General features: G+C 59.5%; 10 protein-coding genes. 1 reads left to right on the top strand and 9 read right to left on the bottom strand.

Annotated elements, in window-relative coordinates; genetic code table 11:
- Window positions 1-148: 148 nt before the first annotated feature.
- Window positions 149-568 (bottom strand): MerR family transcriptional regulator, encoded by a 420-nt coding sequence (locus V6582_RS25140; RefSeq protein ID WP_156630083.1) that lies wholly within the window; start codon window positions 566-568, stop codon window positions 149-151.
- Window positions 569-639: 71 nt separating this feature from the next.
- On the opposite strand from V6582_RS25140, the gene V6582_RS25135 reads away from it, so the two are divergent.
- Window positions 640-2,892, top strand: coding sequence for a heavy metal translocating P-type ATPase (locus tag V6582_RS25135; protein ID WP_156630084.1), 2,253 nt, complete (start codon window positions 640-642; stop codon window positions 2,890-2,892).
- Window positions 2,893-2,983: 91 nt separating this feature from the next.
- Here V6582_RS25135 and ligM read toward each other — a convergent pair whose 3' ends face one another.
- The 8 genes from ligM to V6582_RS25095 all read right to left on the bottom strand — a co-directional run bounded on the left by ligM (window position 2,984) and on the right by V6582_RS25095 (window position 17,080).
- Window positions 2,984-4,402 carry a vanillate/3-O-methylgallate O-demethylase gene (gene ligM / locus V6582_RS25130; protein WP_156630085.1) on the bottom strand — a complete coding sequence of 473 codons (1,419 nt, stop codon included), beginning with the start codon at window positions 4,400-4,402 and terminating at the stop codon, window positions 2,984-2,986.
- A 122-nt stretch (window positions 4,403-4,524) separates the two neighbouring features.
- Window positions 4,525-5,283 carry a GntR family transcriptional regulator gene (locus V6582_RS25125; RefSeq protein ID WP_156630086.1) on the bottom strand — a complete coding sequence of 253 codons (759 nt, stop codon included), beginning with the start codon at window positions 5,281-5,283 and terminating at the stop codon, window positions 4,525-4,527.
- A 143-nt stretch (window positions 5,284-5,426) separates the two neighbouring features.
- Window positions 5,427-8,531 (bottom strand): efflux RND transporter permease subunit, encoded by a 3,105-nt coding sequence (locus tag V6582_RS25120; protein ID WP_156630087.1) that lies wholly within the window; start codon window positions 8,529-8,531, stop codon window positions 5,427-5,429.
- Window positions 8,528-11,626, bottom strand: coding sequence for an efflux RND transporter permease subunit (locus tag V6582_RS25115; RefSeq protein WP_156630089.1), 3,099 nt, complete (start codon window positions 11,624-11,626; stop codon window positions 8,528-8,530). Before V6582_RS25115 ends, V6582_RS25120 begins: the two co-directional genes overlap by 4 nt.
- Window positions 11,623-12,996, bottom strand: a complete 1,374-nt coding sequence (locus V6582_RS25110; protein WP_234889541.1) for an efflux RND transporter periplasmic adaptor subunit — start codon at window positions 12,994-12,996, stop codon at window positions 11,623-11,625. The genes V6582_RS25115 and V6582_RS25110 overlap by 4 nt, the downstream gene beginning before the upstream one ends.
- 286 nt (window positions 12,997-13,282) lie before the next feature.
- Window positions 13,283-13,750: a chemotaxis protein CheW gene (locus tag V6582_RS25105; RefSeq protein WP_197434274.1), complete on the bottom strand. Its 468-nt coding sequence runs from the start codon at window positions 13,748-13,750 to the stop codon at window positions 13,283-13,285.
- Between the two features lie 5 nt (window positions 13,751-13,755).
- A complete protein-coding gene (locus V6582_RS25100; RefSeq protein WP_156630095.1) occupies window positions 13,756-15,723 on the bottom strand; it encodes a methyl-accepting chemotaxis protein in 1,968 nt (655 codons plus the stop codon).
- A gap of 286 nt (window positions 15,724-16,009) precedes the next feature.
- Entirely contained in the window at window positions 16,010-17,080 is a 1,071-nt protein-coding gene (locus tag V6582_RS25095) for a LacI family DNA-binding transcriptional regulator (protein ID WP_156630097.1), read from the bottom strand.
- Between the last annotated feature and the right edge of the window lie 268 nt (window positions 17,081-17,348).

Here is a 17,348-nt window from a genome sequence, read left to right as displayed (position 1 = left end):
AAACATAACTGAGAGCATCGGACCGATGCTCTACAGCGCCGTGCGCCATATATGGCGCACAAAGGTTCGCTGTAGCGCTTTATATCTGCTGCATAATTTTCTCTTTAAACCGATTCCGGTTTGAAGAGAAAATTATGCAGTAGTGATATCAATGCCGGTCGTGGCGGCATTGGTCGTGATCGGCCAGAACCTCGATCACCCGGCACTCGGCAATCGTCCCATGCGAACATCCCATGATCATTCGCTCAAGCTCGGTTTTCAACGCCTTTAGCCGGTCGATCCGCTCCTCGACATCGGCAAGCCGCTGCCGCGCAATCGAATCGGCGGGTGAGCAGGACTGACCGGGCTTATCCTGAAGATCGAGCAGCGTGCGAATGGCATCGACCTCGAAGCCAAGCTCACGCGCATGGCGGATAAAGGTTAGCCTCTGCAAATGGGCAGCGCTGTAAAGCCTGCGGTTTCCATCGGTGCGCGGCGGCTGCGGCAGAAGGCCGACCTGTTCGTAATAGCGGATAGTGGGAACCTTGACGCCACTGATCCGCGCCGCCTCGCCAATTGCGATTGCCATCGATTTTGCCCTTGCTCCTCTAGTCACTAGAGAATGTAGGATTGGTTCGACACAATGACAAGGACGAACCGATGGCGACCGAACAAACCACCCGCTTCCGCGTCGAGGGCATGGATTGCGCCTCCTGCGCGGCAAAGATCGACACGGCTGCACGCCGGGTGGCCGGTATTACCGATGTCCGGGTGTCGGTGACAGCACAGACCATGGCCGTCGTCCACAATGGCGACGCCGATCTGATAACGCTGGCCGATAAGGTGACCGGTCTTGGCTACAAGACCACCCGCCTCGCCGCCTCCGTTCCACAACAGGATGATCAGCACGACCACGCACATGGCTCTCCCTGCACCGGCCATCATGGTGGCGCGGCGCATAACCATGATGGACATGACCATGCCTCTCATGGCGACGGCCTGCACAGCCATCTGCATGATGACGGACCTGCAACAGGCCCTTGGTGGCGCACACAAAAGGCCCGGCTGGTCGCAACGAGCGGCATCGCTCTCGTTCTTGCCATGGTCATCGGCCATGTCGTGCCGTCCCTCTCCTTCTGGGCATTTCTGGTCGCTATCTCCATCGGTATCGTGCCGATCGCTCGCCGTGCCGTGATGGCGGCGCTGGCCGGAACGCCGTTTTCCATTGAAATGCTGATGACCATCGCCTCTATCGGCGCCATCGTCATCGGCGCGACCGAGGAAGCGGCCACGGTGGTTTTCCTGTTTCTGGTCGGTGAATTGCTCGAGGGTTTTGCGGCCGGACGGGCCCGCGCCAGTATTCAAGGCCTGACCAAGCTGGTTCCCGATACGGCGCGGATCGAGCGGAATGGCCGCGTTGAAGACGTGGCAGCCGCCAGCCTGACCCTCGGCACCATCGTCATCGTGCGGCCCGGCGACCGGGTTCCTGCCGATGGAGAAATTATCGATGGCACCAGCGCGATCAATGAAGCCCCTGTCACCGGAGAGAGCCTTCCTAAAACCAAAGGCGCAGGGGAAGGTGTTTTTGCCGGAACGGTGAATGGCGAAGGAACACTCCGGGTCAAGGTAACGGCCACCGCAGCCGACAACACCATTGCCCGCGTTGTCCAGCTGGTTGAGGAAGCCCAGGAAAGCAAGGCGCCAACCGAGCGCTTCATCGACCGGTTTTCGCGCTATTACACACCCGCTGTAACGCTGTTGGCCGCGCTGGTGGCAATCCTGCCGCCGCTGTTCTGGGATGGGGACTGGAGCCTGTGGCTCTATAAAGGTCTGGCAATCCTGCTGATCGGCTGCCCTTGCGCGCTGGTCATCTCGACACCCGCCGCCATTGCCGCCGGTCTCTCCGCCGGTGCGCGTCGCGGCCTGCTGATGAAGGGCGGCGCGGTTCTCGAAAATGTCGGGCGGATCACCGCCATCGCGCTCGACAAGACGGGAACGCTGACGGAAGGCAAGCCAAAAGTGACTGATATCATTGCGTTTGGCGGCTCAGTCGAAAAGACCGTGCTGGCCGATGCAGCGGCCCTTGAAATGGGGTCCAACCATCCGCTGGCCCGGGCGATTATCGAGGCCGCCACCGACCGCGCCATCGCTGTACCACCGCCAATCGAGACCGGAGCCATTGCTGGCAAGGGCGTGCGCGGCACAGTGGGCGGCATCAGCCTCTTCCTCGGATCGGCCAGTGCCGCCGCCGAACTGGCCCCTATTTCCGCCGAGATCGGCGCCAGTATCGAAATGCTGAGTACAGAAGGCAAATCCGTCTCCCTGCTGGTCAAGAACGGGTCAGTCACGGGGCTGATTGCGCTCCGCGACCAACCGCGCCCCGATGCCCGCCAAGGGTTGGACGCGCTGAAGGCTGCCGGTATTCGCTCCATCATGCTGACCGGCGACAATGCCGCCACAGCGCGGGCCATCGCCACGCTGCTTGATATCGAGCCGCGCGCCGATCTGCTGCCACAAGACAAACAGGCCATCGTGCGCGACATGCAGGCGAAGGGCGAGCGGGTCGCCAAGGTTGGAGATGGTATCAACGATGCCCCGGCTCTGGCCGCCGCCGATATCGGCATTGCCATGGGCGGCGGAACGGATGTGGCACTGGAAACCGCCGATGCGGCCATTCTGCATGGGAGGGTGATGGATATCGCCGACATGGTCATGCTGTCGCGGCAGGTGATGGGCAATATCCGTCAGAATATCACCATTGCCATCGGGCTGAAAGCCGTCTTCCTGGTAACGACAATCATTGGCGTTACCGGTCTCTGGCCCGCGATCCTGGCCGATACCGGCGCCACCGTTCTCGTCACCGCCAACGCCATGCGCCTGCTGCGCTGGCCCGGCAGCGCGAAGACCGCCTGACTCAAAACACCACCGATCCGCTAGATCAATGCCCCGACATGTTATTGAGGTGTCGGAGCATTGATGTGATTAGCTAGTGATATCGGGCAGATCACTTCTTCTTCGTGCGCCAGCTTTCGGCATAGGTCTCGCGGGCCTGGCGTGCGTAAGGCGTCGGAGAGATCCGCACGCGGATTTTCGCCTGCTTGTGTGGGCGCTCGGTGGAGGTCTTGCCGCTGCCGCCGTCCGGTTCACCCCAGATCAATGTCAGCACGTCGCCTTCCTTGACATCGGCATCGACAATGCCGAGCGACAGGATGCAGCGCTCATTGTAGGAATAGCCGCCAAACATCGATAGGCCCACCGTCTTGCCCTCGTCGTTGACGATCATGTCGGCGCTGGTCGATGCGTAGTTCAGGACGGGGAAATCGATCCACTTGTAGCTGTCTTCGCCTGGACGGAAGGCAGAGGCAATCACCTCGACAACATCCTCGGCATTCCATTCGAAGGTGACTTTCTTGCGGTTGGTCTGGCCCTTGATCTTTTCAAGCGCCGCCTTGCCGATGAAATCATCCTTCTTCCAGCCAATGTAGAAATCATAGCCAAGCTCGAACGGATTGACGTAATAATCCTCGATATTGCTGGAGACGAAGCTGCCGCCAATCGGACCATTGGCCTCATAGCTGTCGGCGCCCAGCCATTGGCGATATTCGGCGAGCATGCCGTCACCGGTATAGATGCCGGGAAGCGGCGAGGGAATCCAGCCGCTTTCCAGAGTGTTGGTGGAGTAGGCGCGACTGCCGCAGCGCACCAGATCGACATTGGCATCCTTTGCCGCGTCGAGAATACAGGACAGGATGTAATTCTTGTCCTCGTAAGGGCCCCAGATTTCCAGACCCGGCGCGCCGGACATGCCATGGCGAAGCGCCTGCACCTTCTTGGAACCGACATTGATCCAGTCGACATGGAAAAACTTGATCTCCTGGACCGGCCCGCCATTGATCTTCTCGAAAATCCTCGGGGCTTCCGGTCCCTGGATCTGGTAGCGATAATGGGTGCGCAACACGCGCTCGCCTTCCGGGCGGGACGGAGAACGCGGGTCGTGCTTGAGACGGACATTCCATTTGCCATAGGCGGCGCAGAACATCAGCCAATTGGAGGTCGGGGCGCGGCCCACCAGGATGAACTTGTCCTGCCGTTCGCGGAAGATGATGTGATCGCCGATCACATGGCCGTTCGGCGTGACCGGAACGAAGTGTTTGGCGCGGTTGAGATCGAAATTCGCAAAGGAATTGATGCCGTGATGGCTGAGAAATTTCTCCGCATCCGGTCCCTCGACGATCAACTCGTCCATGTGGTGGGATTGATCAAACAGCACGGCGGAATTGCGCCAAGCCACTTGTTCGGAGCGCCAATTGCTGAATTCAGGTGTCACAACCGGGTATACATACATCCCGACCGGCGAATTGCGCAGCCGTCCGACAATGTCGGGATTAGCCTGCAAAATATCGTGGAGACTGCTCGCTGCCATCGTTTCCTCCCAAGGCATACTTCAGTGTGTATACATTGATGCCAGCCCCTGAGCAGAATGCAAGCCCGTTTCTGAAGCTTTTTTGTGGCCATGAACAAGGCCGCAGAAATCATGGAGGAAATTCAACGATGGATCAGCGCCATGCCGGGAATCTTGTTGATCAGCTCCGGGTCCTCTTTGAAAATATAGTCGAGGTTTCGCCGCGCCGTTCTGGCATGTTCACGGGCCATGGCTTCGGCGCGGGCCCCTTCGCGCGCAGCAATTGCCTCCACTAGGGCGCGATGCTGCTCCTGCGCTGAGCGCAGGGACCGGCGAAATGCAGCAATATCCAACCTGTTGGGCAGGAAGGCGGAGGGCGAGGCAAAAGGCAAAGCACTTGCCCGCTCCACCTCACGGCGCATCACTTCGCTTCCACAAAGGGCTGCCAGCTGGCGGTGGAATATCTCATTGAGATCGGCATAGGCGTCGAACTCCACATCATCGACATAGGGTCCAAAGCATTGATCCAGCTTAAATATTGTCTCCCATATCTCAGCAAGCGCCTCCGGGTCTGCCCCTCGTTCTGCGGCCAGCCTTGCCGCTGTTCCCTCGAGAACACCTCGCAATTCAATCGCATCAATGACATCGTCATAGCCAAACCGGCGCACTGTGAACCCGCCATTCGGCAAGCGGTCGAGCAGACCTTCTTCGGCTAGCCGTGACAAAGCTTCGCGCACCGGCGTGCGGGAAATGTCGAGTTCCTCCGCCAGCGACACCTCGAACAGCCGCGTCCCGCCAGCGAGATGTCCACTGATGATTTTCTCGCGCAATTCAATCACGGCGCGGCGGCCATGGGTGGCGGCATCCCCCTGCTTTGCCGAGGCCTTAATGTCCTTCTGCATGCCGATAAAGTCCCTCCACAACCGCATCACCTGCCCTGTTCCAGCATTACCCAGCGGCAAGCAGCAGACGCAGTTTTCCTAATATAATGTATACACGACCAAGCCGCAATCATCCTGTCAGGATCACTCAGCGCAGAACAGGCCTAAACAGCCGGACGGTGTTCCACATTGGCGCCTGACGTGCGTGCGCGCCAGCGCGCCGACAGGCGGGCAAAGATCAGGTAGATGATTGGCGTCGTATAAAGGGTCAGGGCCTGCGACACGATGAGGCCGCCGATGATCGTCACCCCGAGTGGACGGTGGAGATCGGCACCGGGACCGGTCGCCAATACCAGCGGCAGCGCGCCCATGAAGGCGGCGAGCGTTGTCATCATGATCGGCCGGAACCGCCGAAGGCAGGCTTCGTGAATGGCATCCTGGGGCGACATGCCATGCTGGCGTTCGGCTTCGAGCGCGAAATCCACCAGCATGATCCCGTTTTTCTTGACGATACCGATCAACAGAATAATGCCGATAAAGGCGACGATGGTCAGTTCCGTGCCGCTGATCCACAATGCCAACAACGCGCCCAGCCCTGCCGAAGGCAGCGTGGAAATGATCGTCAGGGGATGAATGAGGCTCTCATAGAGAATGCCGAGCACGATATAGACGGCCACCAGAGCCGCGAGAATGAGCAACGGCTGGCCGCCTGAGGAACTCGATGCATTGGCGGCATCTCCGGCAAATTCGGCATGCAGCGTATCGGGCAGATGCATGCCGGCCACGGCAGCCTTGACCGCATCATTGGCCTCGGACAGCGTGGTATCCGGCCCGATATTATAGGAAATCGTTACTGCCGGAAATTGTCCCTGATGATTGACCCCGATCGGTGCCAATGTCCGCTCGATCCTGGCAAAGGCGCTGAGCGGCACCTGCGTACCGCTATTTCCAGGCACATAGATCTTCAGAACATGTTCCGGGTCCTTGGCGAAATCCAGATAGGTTTCAAGGATGACGCGGTATTGGTTGCGGTCTCCATAGACGATCGTGACCTGACGCTGGGCAAAGGCATTGTTGAGCGCCGCATCAACCGCCGTCATCTTGACGCCGAGACGCGACGCGGCGGTCCGGTCAACGACGACATTGGCCTGGAGACCGCTCGGCTGGCGGTCACTGGTGACATCGGTCAGCAAAGGCTCCTGCCGCAACCGGGCGAGAATGCGCGGCGCCCAGGCGACCAATTCGTCATAATCGGCATCCCAAAGCGTGAACTGAAATTCCGAATCCGATGTCCGCGCCCCGACCCGGATATCGCTTGGCGAAAAGAACGATGTATCGAGGCCAGGAATGACGGCAACCGCACGGCGCAGGCGGTCAATCACCACATCGGTCGTATCCCTTTCGCCAGGCCCTTTCAGTGCAATCAACATCTGGCCGCGATTGGCTGTTCCGAGAAACCCGCCGCCAACGGAGGCGCCAATGCTCTGCACCGCGGGATCGCGCTCGACGATGGCCAAGGCGCGCTTTTGCAGTGCCAGCATGGCCGGATAGGATATGTCGCTGGCCGCCTGGCTATTGCCCATCACAAAGCCGGTATCGTCGCGCGGCATGAAACCTTTCGGCACCTTGGCGTAGAGAAAACCGGTCAGCACGATACAGGCGATGGTGATGACCACCGCAAGGACACGGTGATGCAGAACGCCCTTCAGCGTGCGGTCATAAAAGGCAACAGTCCGCTCCAGGCTGTGCTCAATAGCTCGGTCGAAACGACCCTGCGGGGCGTCGAGATCCCGCGCCTTGATCCGGTGGCCACAGATCATCGGCGTCAGGGTCAAGGAGACCACGGTGGAAACGGCGATGGTGAAGGCAAGTGTCAGGGAGAAGGTCAGGAAGAACTTGCCGACAATGCCGCCCATGAAAAACAAGGGAATGAATGCGGCCATTAGAGAAATGCTGATGGCGATCACCGTGAAGCCGATCTGTCGGGCGCCCGCGTGGGCCGCCTCAAGTGGCTTCATACCCTTCTCGATATTGGCGTAAATCGTCTCGATCATCACAATCGCGTCGTCCACCACGAAACCGCTGGCCACCGCCAGCGCCATCAGCGACAGATTGTCGATCGACAATCCCGTCAGCCACATGGCGGCAAACGCGCCAGCAAACGATAGCGGCACCGTCAAACCGGCGGCCAGCGTCGGCACCAGCCGGCGCAGGAAGACGAAGACCACGGCCATGACCAGCGCCACCGTCGCCAGCAGGGTAAACTGCATATCCTCGACGCTGGCATGAATGGTCTTGGTGCGGTCGTTGAGAATATCGACTTCGATACCGGCGGGAATGAGCTGCTTGACTTCAGGAATGAGCGCCTTCACCGCATCGACCGTGGACATCACATTGGCATCCGCCGCCTTGGTAATATTGAGAAGAACGGCGGGTTTGCCATTGAACCAGGCATCGGAACGGCGGTTGCGCACGCCCGGTTCCACGGTGGCGATATCGGCCAGCCGGACGGCGATGCCGTTGGAGGCATGAAGGACAAGCTGGCCGTAATCTTCAGGCGTAATCAATTGCGCATTGACCGACAGCGCATAAAAAGCCTGGCTTCCATCGATAGCACCAATCGGCGCAAGCGCATTGCCGTTGACGATGGCGGTGCGCACGTCATCCGCCGAAAGCCCGATCGCCGCCAGCCGGTCGGGGTTGAGCCGGACGCGAACGGCGGGCTGGTCGGCACCGCTGACCGAAACGTCGCCAACCCCTTCAACTTGCGAAATCCGCTGCACGACAACACTGTCGGCGGCATCGTATATGGCACTGGCCGGAATGGTATCGGAGGTCAAAGCCAGTGTCAGGATTGGCGATGCGGCAGGATTGGCCTTGCGCATGGTCGGAAGCGACGGCAGGTCACTCGGCAGATCGCCAACGGCGGCATTGATTGCCGCCTGCACATCCTGGGCGGCACTATCGACATTGCGGGAAAGCTCGAATTGAAGAAAGATATTGGTCGTGCCAAGCCCGCTGGTCGAAGTCATTTCGGTGACACCGGCAATCGCGCCGAGATGGCGCTCCAGCGGTGCGGCAACGCTGGACGCCATGCTTTCCGGATCGGCGCCGGGGCGGCTGGCTGTTACCCGGATGGTGGGAAGATCGACGGCAGGCAGGCTTGCGACCGGCAGGAACCGGTAGGCGACCAGCCCAAGCATCATCAGGCCGATTGCCAGCAGGGTGGTGCCAACCGGACGATTGATGAAGAGGCTTGAAATGCTCATGCCGGACCTCCGATATTGGACGCGGCTCGCTTTCCCTGCATCTTGGCGCGCAATCCATCCAGCGCCAGATAGATGACCGGCGTGGTATAGAGCGTCAGCAACTGGCTGAGCAGCAGGCCGCCGATGATCGAGATGCCGAGCGGGATGCGCAGTTCCGCGCCGGTTCCCTGGGCAAGCGCCAGCGGCAGCGCCCCGAACAGGGCAGCCAGCGTGGTCATCATGATTGGCCGAAAGCGCATGACGGCCGCCTTGATGATGGCATCGCGGGCGCAGAGCCCTTCATTGCGCTCCGCGTCCAGCGCGAAATCGATCATCATGATTGCGTTCTTCTTGACGATCCCCATCAGAAGAACGATGCCGATCAAGGCGATAATCGACAGATCCTGACCAAACAGCATCAGCGCCACCAGCGCCCCGACACCCGCCGAAGGCAGCGTGGACAGAATGGTGATCGGGTGGATGGTGCTTTCATACAGCAGACCCAGCACAATATAGATGGTGATGATCGCGGCCAGGATCAGCCAGGGCTCCCCCGCCAGCGAGCGGTCGAATTCCTCGGTATCGCCGCTATAGTGCCGCTGGATGGAGGCGGGCATGCCAATCTCGCGCTCCGCGCTCTTGATCGCGGTAATCGCCTCACTCAGCGATGCGTTTCTGGCGAGATCGAAGCTCACGGTAACGGCGGGGAATTGATCATCGCGGCTGATCACCAGCGGCGCCGTGGTAAACTTGACCGATGCAACAGCATTCAGCGGCACGATGGCGCCGCTCGTGCCTTTGACATAGAGCTGTTCCAGGGATTTCGGGTCGCCCTGAAACCGCTGCGCGGCCTCCAGAATGACCCGGTACTGGTTCGCCTGCCCGTAGATGGTGCTGATCTGGCGCTGGCCGAAGGCATCATAGAGCGTATCGTTGATCACCTGCATGGAGACGCCAAGGCGGGCTGCGGTCTCCCGGTTGACGGTAATCGCCAACCGCCCGCCGCCCATTTCCACCTCGGATGTCACATCGATCAGCAACGGGTTCTGCTGTAGCCGCCGGGCCAGCCGGTCGGCCCAGTCGGCGACGGTCGCGGTATTATTGCCCGTCAGTGTATATTGATAGGGCGCTCGGCTGGCCCGCGTGCTGATCGAAATATCACGAATGCTCTGGAATGTCGGATGGATGCCGGGAATATCGGCAACGGACGCCCGCAGCCGGTCGATCAAATCCGTCGCCGAGATATCCCGCTGGTCGAGCGGCTTCAGCACGATACTGTAGCTTGCCGTGTTCAGTGTCAGGTTGGAGGCGCTGGTGCCAATCACCGCAATGACGCTTTCCACCGCCGGATCGGCACGCAGCCGGTTGCCGACAAGCGCCTGGGTCTGCTTCATCGCGTCGAACGAGCTGGTTGGCTCCGTTTCCACGACGGCGGAAATCAACCCGGTATCCTGCACCGGCAGGAAGCCCTTGGGGATGGTGACGTAAAGCAGGCCGGTTATCACAAGCGTGACACCCGTTAGTACCAGCATCAGCCAACCGCGATTGACCGCCCAGACGACGCTGCGGCGGTAGCCTTCGTTCATCCAATCCATGCCCCGGTCCACCATGCCGAGCACGCCGGAATTGCGCTCCTTGGGGGCTCGCAGAATGCGCGCGCACATCATCGGCGTCAGCGTCAGTGAAATCACCGCCGACACCACGACGGCGATGGTGAGCGTCAGGGCAAATTCGCGGAACATCCGCCCGACAATGCCAGTCATGAACAGCAGCGGGATAAAGACCGCGATCAGCGACGCCGTCAGCGAAATGATGGTGAAGCCGATTTCGCCCGCCCCCTTCAGGGCGGCCTGCATCGGATGTTCGCCTTCCTCGATATGACGGGCGATATTTTCGATCATCACGATGGCATCGTCCACCACGAATCCGGTCCCGATGGTCAGCGCCATCAGCGACAGGTTATCGAGGCTGAAGCCGGCAAAATACATGATGCCGAAAGTGGCGATCAGCGACAGCGGCAGGGCGACGGCGGCGATGATCGTCGCGGTCAGCGTGCGCAGAAACAGAAACACCACGAGAATGACCAGGCCGACGCTGAGCGCCAGCGTCCATTGCACATCGTGAATGGAGGCGCGGATGGTGTCTGTCCTGTCGTTGACGATGTCGAGTGAGACCCCGGCGGGAAGCGCCTGTTTCAGGCGCGGCAGCTGCTTTCGGACATCCTCGACAGTCTGAATGACATTGGCGCCGGGCTGGCGCATGATATCGACAATGACCGCCGGATGCCCCTGATACCAAGCGCCGACGCGGCTGTTTTCCAGCCCTTCGACCACATCGGCGACATCGCGCAACCGCACAGGCGCGCTGTTGCTATAGGTGACGATGGTGTCGCGGTAGATTTCCGGGTCCTGGATCTGGTCATTGGCCGAGAGCGTGAAGGATTGGGAAGTGCCATCCACCGCCCCCTTGGCACCGGAAACATTGGCATTGGTAATCGCGGTGCGCAGATCCTCGAGCGACATTCCATAGGAGGCCAGCCGGGTCAGATCGGCCTGGATGCGGATGGCGGGCCGCACGCCGCCCTGGACGCGCACATCGCCGACGCCGGAAACCTCACTCAGCCGCTGCGCCATGATCGTATCGGCAAAATCGCTCAGATCACGAATGGGATAGGTATCGGAATGCAGCGCAAGCGTGATGGTCGGCGTATCCGCCGGGTTCACTTTCGCATAGGTCGGCGGATAAGGCAGGGTTTTCGGCAGGCTGCCGCTGGCCGAATTGATCGCCGCCTGCACGTCCTGCGCAGCACCATCGATATCACGGTCCAGGTTAAATTGCAGCGTCACCTGGCTGATGCCGAAGGCGCTGGAAGAGGTCATCGAGGCCAGCGCCGGGATCTGCCCAAGCGGACGCTCTAGCGGCGCAGTTACCAGGGCTGCCATGGTCTCGGGGTCGGCACCCGGCAATTGCGTGGTGACGCGGATCGTCGGAAAATCCACCTGCGGCAGCGGGGCTACGGGCAGCGAGGTATATCCCAGCAATCCCCCCAGCAGGATGGCGATCCCCAGCAGCGAGGTGGCGACGGGCCGCGCGATAAAGGGCGTCGAAATACTCATTTCGCTGCGTCAGCCGGTGGGGTTGCGGCTGCACCGGTGTCTTTTTGCTCTCCGGCGGCGGGTACCGGTTTGTCGTCCGGCCCAGCCGGAGGTTTTTCAGCGCCCTCTTTCCGCGAGGCCGGGTCATGGGCGTTTGGCCGAGCCTGGCCATTATTGCGGTTGCCGCCATGGCGTTGACGCGGCTTGTTATCATCCAGCGGCACGGCCATGTTGGCAGGATCGGCCTCCTGCGGCGTCGAAACACGTACCAGGGCGCCATCCTGGAGCCGGGCGAACCCTGTCGTCACGACAGTCTCGCCAGCGCTGACCCCTTTGGCGATCACTGCCGTCTGGTCGTCCTGCATCTCGACCGTCACCGCCTGGATCTTCACTGTCTGGTCCGGCTGGACAATATAGGCGTAAGTCCCCGCAGGACCGCGCTGGATGGCCGAGGACGGAACCGTCAGCACATCTTTCTTGGTCTCGACGAGAAGCCGGGCATTGACGAAGGCGCCGGGCCATAGCCGCAGATCTTCGTTGGGAAATTCAGCCCGCAGGCGGACGGTGCCGGTGGTGGTATCGACCTGGTTGTCGACCACGGTCAGCGTGCCGCTGGCAACGACCGTCTTGCCATCATCGCCCAGGGCATTGACCGAAAGAGCACCATTGGCATTGGCGGCATTGACCCGGGCCAGATCCTGCTGCGGAATGGAAAACAGGATGGTGATCGGCTTGATCTGCGACAGGGTGACGATGCCGGTCGTATCACCGGTCGAGACGATATTGCCGACATCGACATTGCGAATGCCCGTGCGCCCGTCCATCGGCGCCTTGATCACGGTGTAATCCAGCTGGGCCTGGGCCGCCTCGATGGCTGCCTGGTCGGACTGGACCTGCGCCTTGTATTGCGCCACCAGCGCCACCTGGTTGTCGAGTTGCTGCTGGGTGGTGGCGGAATTGCCGATCAGGCGCTGTAAACGCTCCATTTCCAGAATGGCATAGGTCAGTTGGGCCGAGTCCTGGGCCTTCTTGCCAATCGCTTCATCCAGCTGCGCCTTGTAAAGCGCGTCGTCCAACGTGGCGATCAGGTCGCCTTTCTTCAGGTCCTGGCCTTCCTGAAAGCCGATATTCGTGATCCGCCCGCTGACCTGCGGCTGGATAACAACAGTGTTCAACGGTTTGACGCTGCCGACGCCGGTCACATAGACGGGCACGTCGGCCTGGATGACCGGAGCCGCCACGACGGGAATGGCCATATCCCGGCCCCGCTGCCGGTCGCCTTGCGGTTTGCCCAACCAGCCTGCGGTGAGCGCGGCGACCTGCGGCTGGCGGGCGGCATAAGCCAGGCCGGCACCCACAACCACAAGGCCGACCAGGACGATCTTCGTCATTCTCTTCATAGGCATCGCTCACGCATTGTTCATGGCCCGTCAGGGGTGATCCATCAGGGATAGCCCATCCGGAAGCAATCCTGCCTTCCCCACAGAAGAACAGGCCCGGCTTCATAGCACTCGCTAATCAAACTGTCCTACAGGATAAAGACAAGCCAATCACATCTTTGAAAAGACCGGGTTATCGAGAACCGCATTCCAAATGTTGCGAAGGCGGCAACGGGGTGAAAACGCCAAAGCCCGGAAGAAACTTCCGGGCTTTGAACCTGCTGCAAATTTCGGGCGATCAGGCGGCAATCCCCCAATCGCTGCAATCGCTTTGCCCAAACATCCGCTCGAGATTGAGAAAACAGATCATGCTGGCGTCCTGTACAATGATGCCATCGGAAAAATCCGTCCCCGTGCTGGTGGCCTGTGGCACGGGTTGCAGGCTTTCCGCCGGAACCGTGAGGATATCGGACACCGCATCGACGAGCAGACCGACAACCGTGCTATCGACTTCCGCAACGATGATGGCGCTGCGCTCATTGGTCACCATGCCCTGCATTCCCAATTTAACCGCGAGATCGACGATGGGAATGACCGTGCCGCGTAGATTGATCACCCCGATGACCTCCGCAGGGGCATGCGGCAAGGATGTGGCGGGCGCCCAGCCGCGAATTTCGCGGATGGACGTGGTCTTGACGCAGAATTCCTGTCCATGCAGCCTGAAGGCGAGGATTTCCAGCGCATCCGCCTGGCCGGTCGAGGCCATCAGCATCAAAATTCCTCCCAGTTATCGGCCTTGGCCGCTGTCTGGAGACCCATGGCGCGGGCAACCTGCCCCACCATCCGCCGTGCCGGAGACGCAACCGGGCGGTGCTGTTCATGCGCAGCAGCCGGCTTTTTCGATGTCCAGCCAGCGGCCGAAGCGCCATTGGCAGGCATGGTCTGGGAGCCATCGAGGTGGAACTGCGAAATCAACTGACGCAACCGGCCCGCTTCCGATGCCAGCGAAGAGCTGGCTGCCGTCGATTGTTCGACCATGGCGGCATTCTGCTGGGTCACCTGGTCCATCTGGTTGACGGCGGTGTTGACTTCGGCAAGACCGACCGATTGTTCGCGTGACGACAGGGCAATGGCGTCGAGCTGGCTGTTGATGGTGACAACATGGGCCTCGATGGCCTTCAAGGCATCGCCGGTCGCTCGCACCAGTGTCACACCATTGGAGACTTCACCGGCGGAATTACGGATCAATTCCTTGATTTCTTTGGCGGCACCGGCAGAGCGCTGCGCCAATTCACGCACTTCCTGGGCGACGACCGCAAAGCCTTTGCCCGCTTCGCCGGCACGCGCTGCTTCCACGCCAGCATTCAAAGCGAGAAGGTTGGTCTGGAAAGCAATTTCGTCGATGACACCAATGATATTGGAGATCTGGTTTGACGATTGCTCGATCCGCTGCATGGCGTCTACTGCATTGGAGACGACAATGCCGGATTCGCGGGCCGACTGGTTGGCCTCAATCGCTACATGGCGGGCTTCTTCGGCGCGCTTGGACGAGTTGGCGACATTGGTGGTGATCTGGTCGAGGGCGGCGGCGGTTTCCTCCAGCGATGCGGCCTGCTGTTCGGTGCGCTTCGACAGATCTTCGGCAGCCTGGCTGATTTCCCGCGAACCGCTGTCGATAGAGTTGGTTGCATTGGCGACAGCGCCCAGCGTATCGGACAATTGCGCAACGGCGGCATTGAAGTCATTGCGAAGCGCTTCGAACTCGGTGGCGAACGGCTGGCTCAAACGGAAACCGAGATCGCCATTTGACAGACGCTTCAGGCCATCGGCGAGACCAGATGTCGCTTCTGCCATTTCTTCCGCACGCTTGCGGTCCATTTCTGCAACACGAGCCCGTTCCGCCTCGCTGGAATTGCGCACGCTTTCCGCTTCCCGTTCCAGTTCGCGGGCACGCAGGCCGTTATCCTTGAACACTTGCACGGCCTTGGCCATTCCGCCGATTTCGTCACGGCGCTCAATGCCCGCAACCTCTACCGAAAGATCACCGCCGGCCAAGGTTTCCATGGTTTCCGCCACCTTGCGGATCGGCATGACGAGCCAGGAGCGGATTGCAAAGAAACCGATAGTCAGGACGATCAGCAAACCAACGATGATCCCGCCAACCGTGACCATCACAGCCTGGCTGGAACCTTCCGAGAGAGCGTTGCTCTTCTTGTCGGTGGAGTCGTTGAAATCATTGACCAACTGGATGAACTTCGGCGTCATTGCCTTGAAGGCAGGCTGACATTCCTGAACGAAAGCATTTTGCGCCGCCGTTATTTTATCGTCTGAACCGCTGTCTTTGCCGAGTGCGATCGTATTCGTGCAAACGGTGTCAAGAATGCGCACGCCCTCAGCCTTGATATTCGCCAGGTCGGGGTGTCGCGGCGCCGCAGCAATGGCGATATCCATGAATTTTACGAAGGATGCGCGCGATGTTTGAATTTCCTGCTCCGCGCTCGCGTTGTCCTTATCGGAGCGGGCAATCGTCAATTCCGCAATAGCCGTGCGGGCTCCTTGCAGGTTTCTGTTGGCGCGTGACACGGCTGTTGCAGCGGCAGAATCCTGCGACAAAAGATCCGTATAGGACTGGTCGATACCCAGTATACGTATTCCAGCATACCCAGCGACGCCGAGGGAAAATACCCCGAACAGCGCCATTATAGTTAAGAATTTACCAATGATTGGCAGGTTTTTCATCGCAGAAATCCAGTTTTGTTTCGTTTCTGGCGCGATAATTCGCCATGCCCGATCTGGTTCCTGCGCAGTTGCATCTATACTTAATAATTTATGTATAAAATTGGGACATCGCCGTTATCGAAATAGTGTACTCGATTATTTTCACTCGTCGATCGGGAAATACATGGATTGCGAAATTTTCAAACTCAGAAAAAACTGCCAACAACACGTATTTCCGATATGATTTTTCGGAATCAGGACGGAGAAAATACAAAAAAAGCCAATCTCAGAAATATAAGGCAAACAATCAAGCCAGCCTTGATGCAATGGAACTGCGCTCAATAAGCTCCGTCGTCAGGACGACATGCCGAGCCGGGTGGTTGGCGCCTTTTATTCTTTCCATCAAATGCGCTGCTACGGTTTTTCCCATATGATAGACCGGCTGGCGGATAACGGTGATCGGTGGAGAGGTTACAGCCGTCCAGTCGGCATCATGAAAGGCGATCAGCGAAAGATCCTGCGGGATCGACAGGCCAAGATGCCGGGCAACCTTGAACACCTCAAGGGCAATAAGACTGTCCGAGGCGATGATGGCACTTGGCCGGTGCGCCGATTGCAGCAGGTCCAGCGCCAGCGCCTCACATTTTTCCCGGCCATTCGCTCCGAGACGCACGGCCTCAAACGGCGACGGCAGTCCTGCGGCAGTACAAACGGTGATAAAACCTTCAACACGGTGCCGGACCGACGCGGTATGAAGATCATCAAGGCCTTTCATTCGGTGATCCACGGTATCGCAGGCGGTGATATAGGCGATATCACGATGGCCATTGCGAATGAGGATTTCCGTTGCCTGTTGAGCCGCCTCGCGGTCATCCGTCGTCACCGTGTCGACATCCAGGGCCGGAAGGGCGCGGTCGAGCAGCACAAGGGGACACCCCGATTGCCGGATCTCCTGCAGGTGCTCGAAATCCAGCGTGCTTGCGGCCGAGATAATCAGCCCATCGACCCGCTTTGCCAGCAACGCCCTGACCGCAGCTTTTTCAGCCGCAACATCTTCGCCGGAATTGGTGAGGATGACAGTATAGCCTGCCATGCGGGCGACATCGGCAATGCCGCGCACGGCTGAACTGAAAAATGGATTTTCAATATCCCCCACCACAACACCAATGGTGCCGGAGCGGCCTGTCGTCATGCTGCGGGCCAGTTCATTGGGCCTATAGTCCAATGTGGACGCAGCCTCCAGAACCAGCGTCCGCACCTTATCGCTGACGGTGCCATAGCCGCCCAGCACGCGGGCGGCCGTGGCCTTGGAAACGCCTGCGGCTCTGGCCACATCGGCAACGGTGGCGGATGATTTCCTGATCGGCGGCTGTTCCATGATATTAGCTCTATAAGGGATATTGACGGACGGTCAATGCGAATATAACAATTGTCAAACCGAAAGAGACCGGTCTCTTTAACGTAGAGACCGGTCTCATCTTCAATAACAAAAAAACGGCATGCGACAAGCATTTGCCGAATGAATGGTTGCCGCCAGTCATTCGGATGGGCAACCGTGCGCGTCATCACAAGGACCGCACGGAGAAGAAAAACAATCACCAGAGCGGAGAACAACGACAATGAGCATAACCAGAGCAATTTCACAG

Origin of the sequence: Agrobacterium vitis (genome assembly GCF_037039395.1) — a bacterium.
Classification (GTDB): domain Bacteria; phylum Pseudomonadota; class Alphaproteobacteria; order Rhizobiales; family Rhizobiaceae; genus Allorhizobium; species Allorhizobium vitis_E.
The sequence above is the reverse complement of the archived record's forward strand: the minus strand, read 5'-3'. Positions and strand labels throughout refer to the sequence as shown.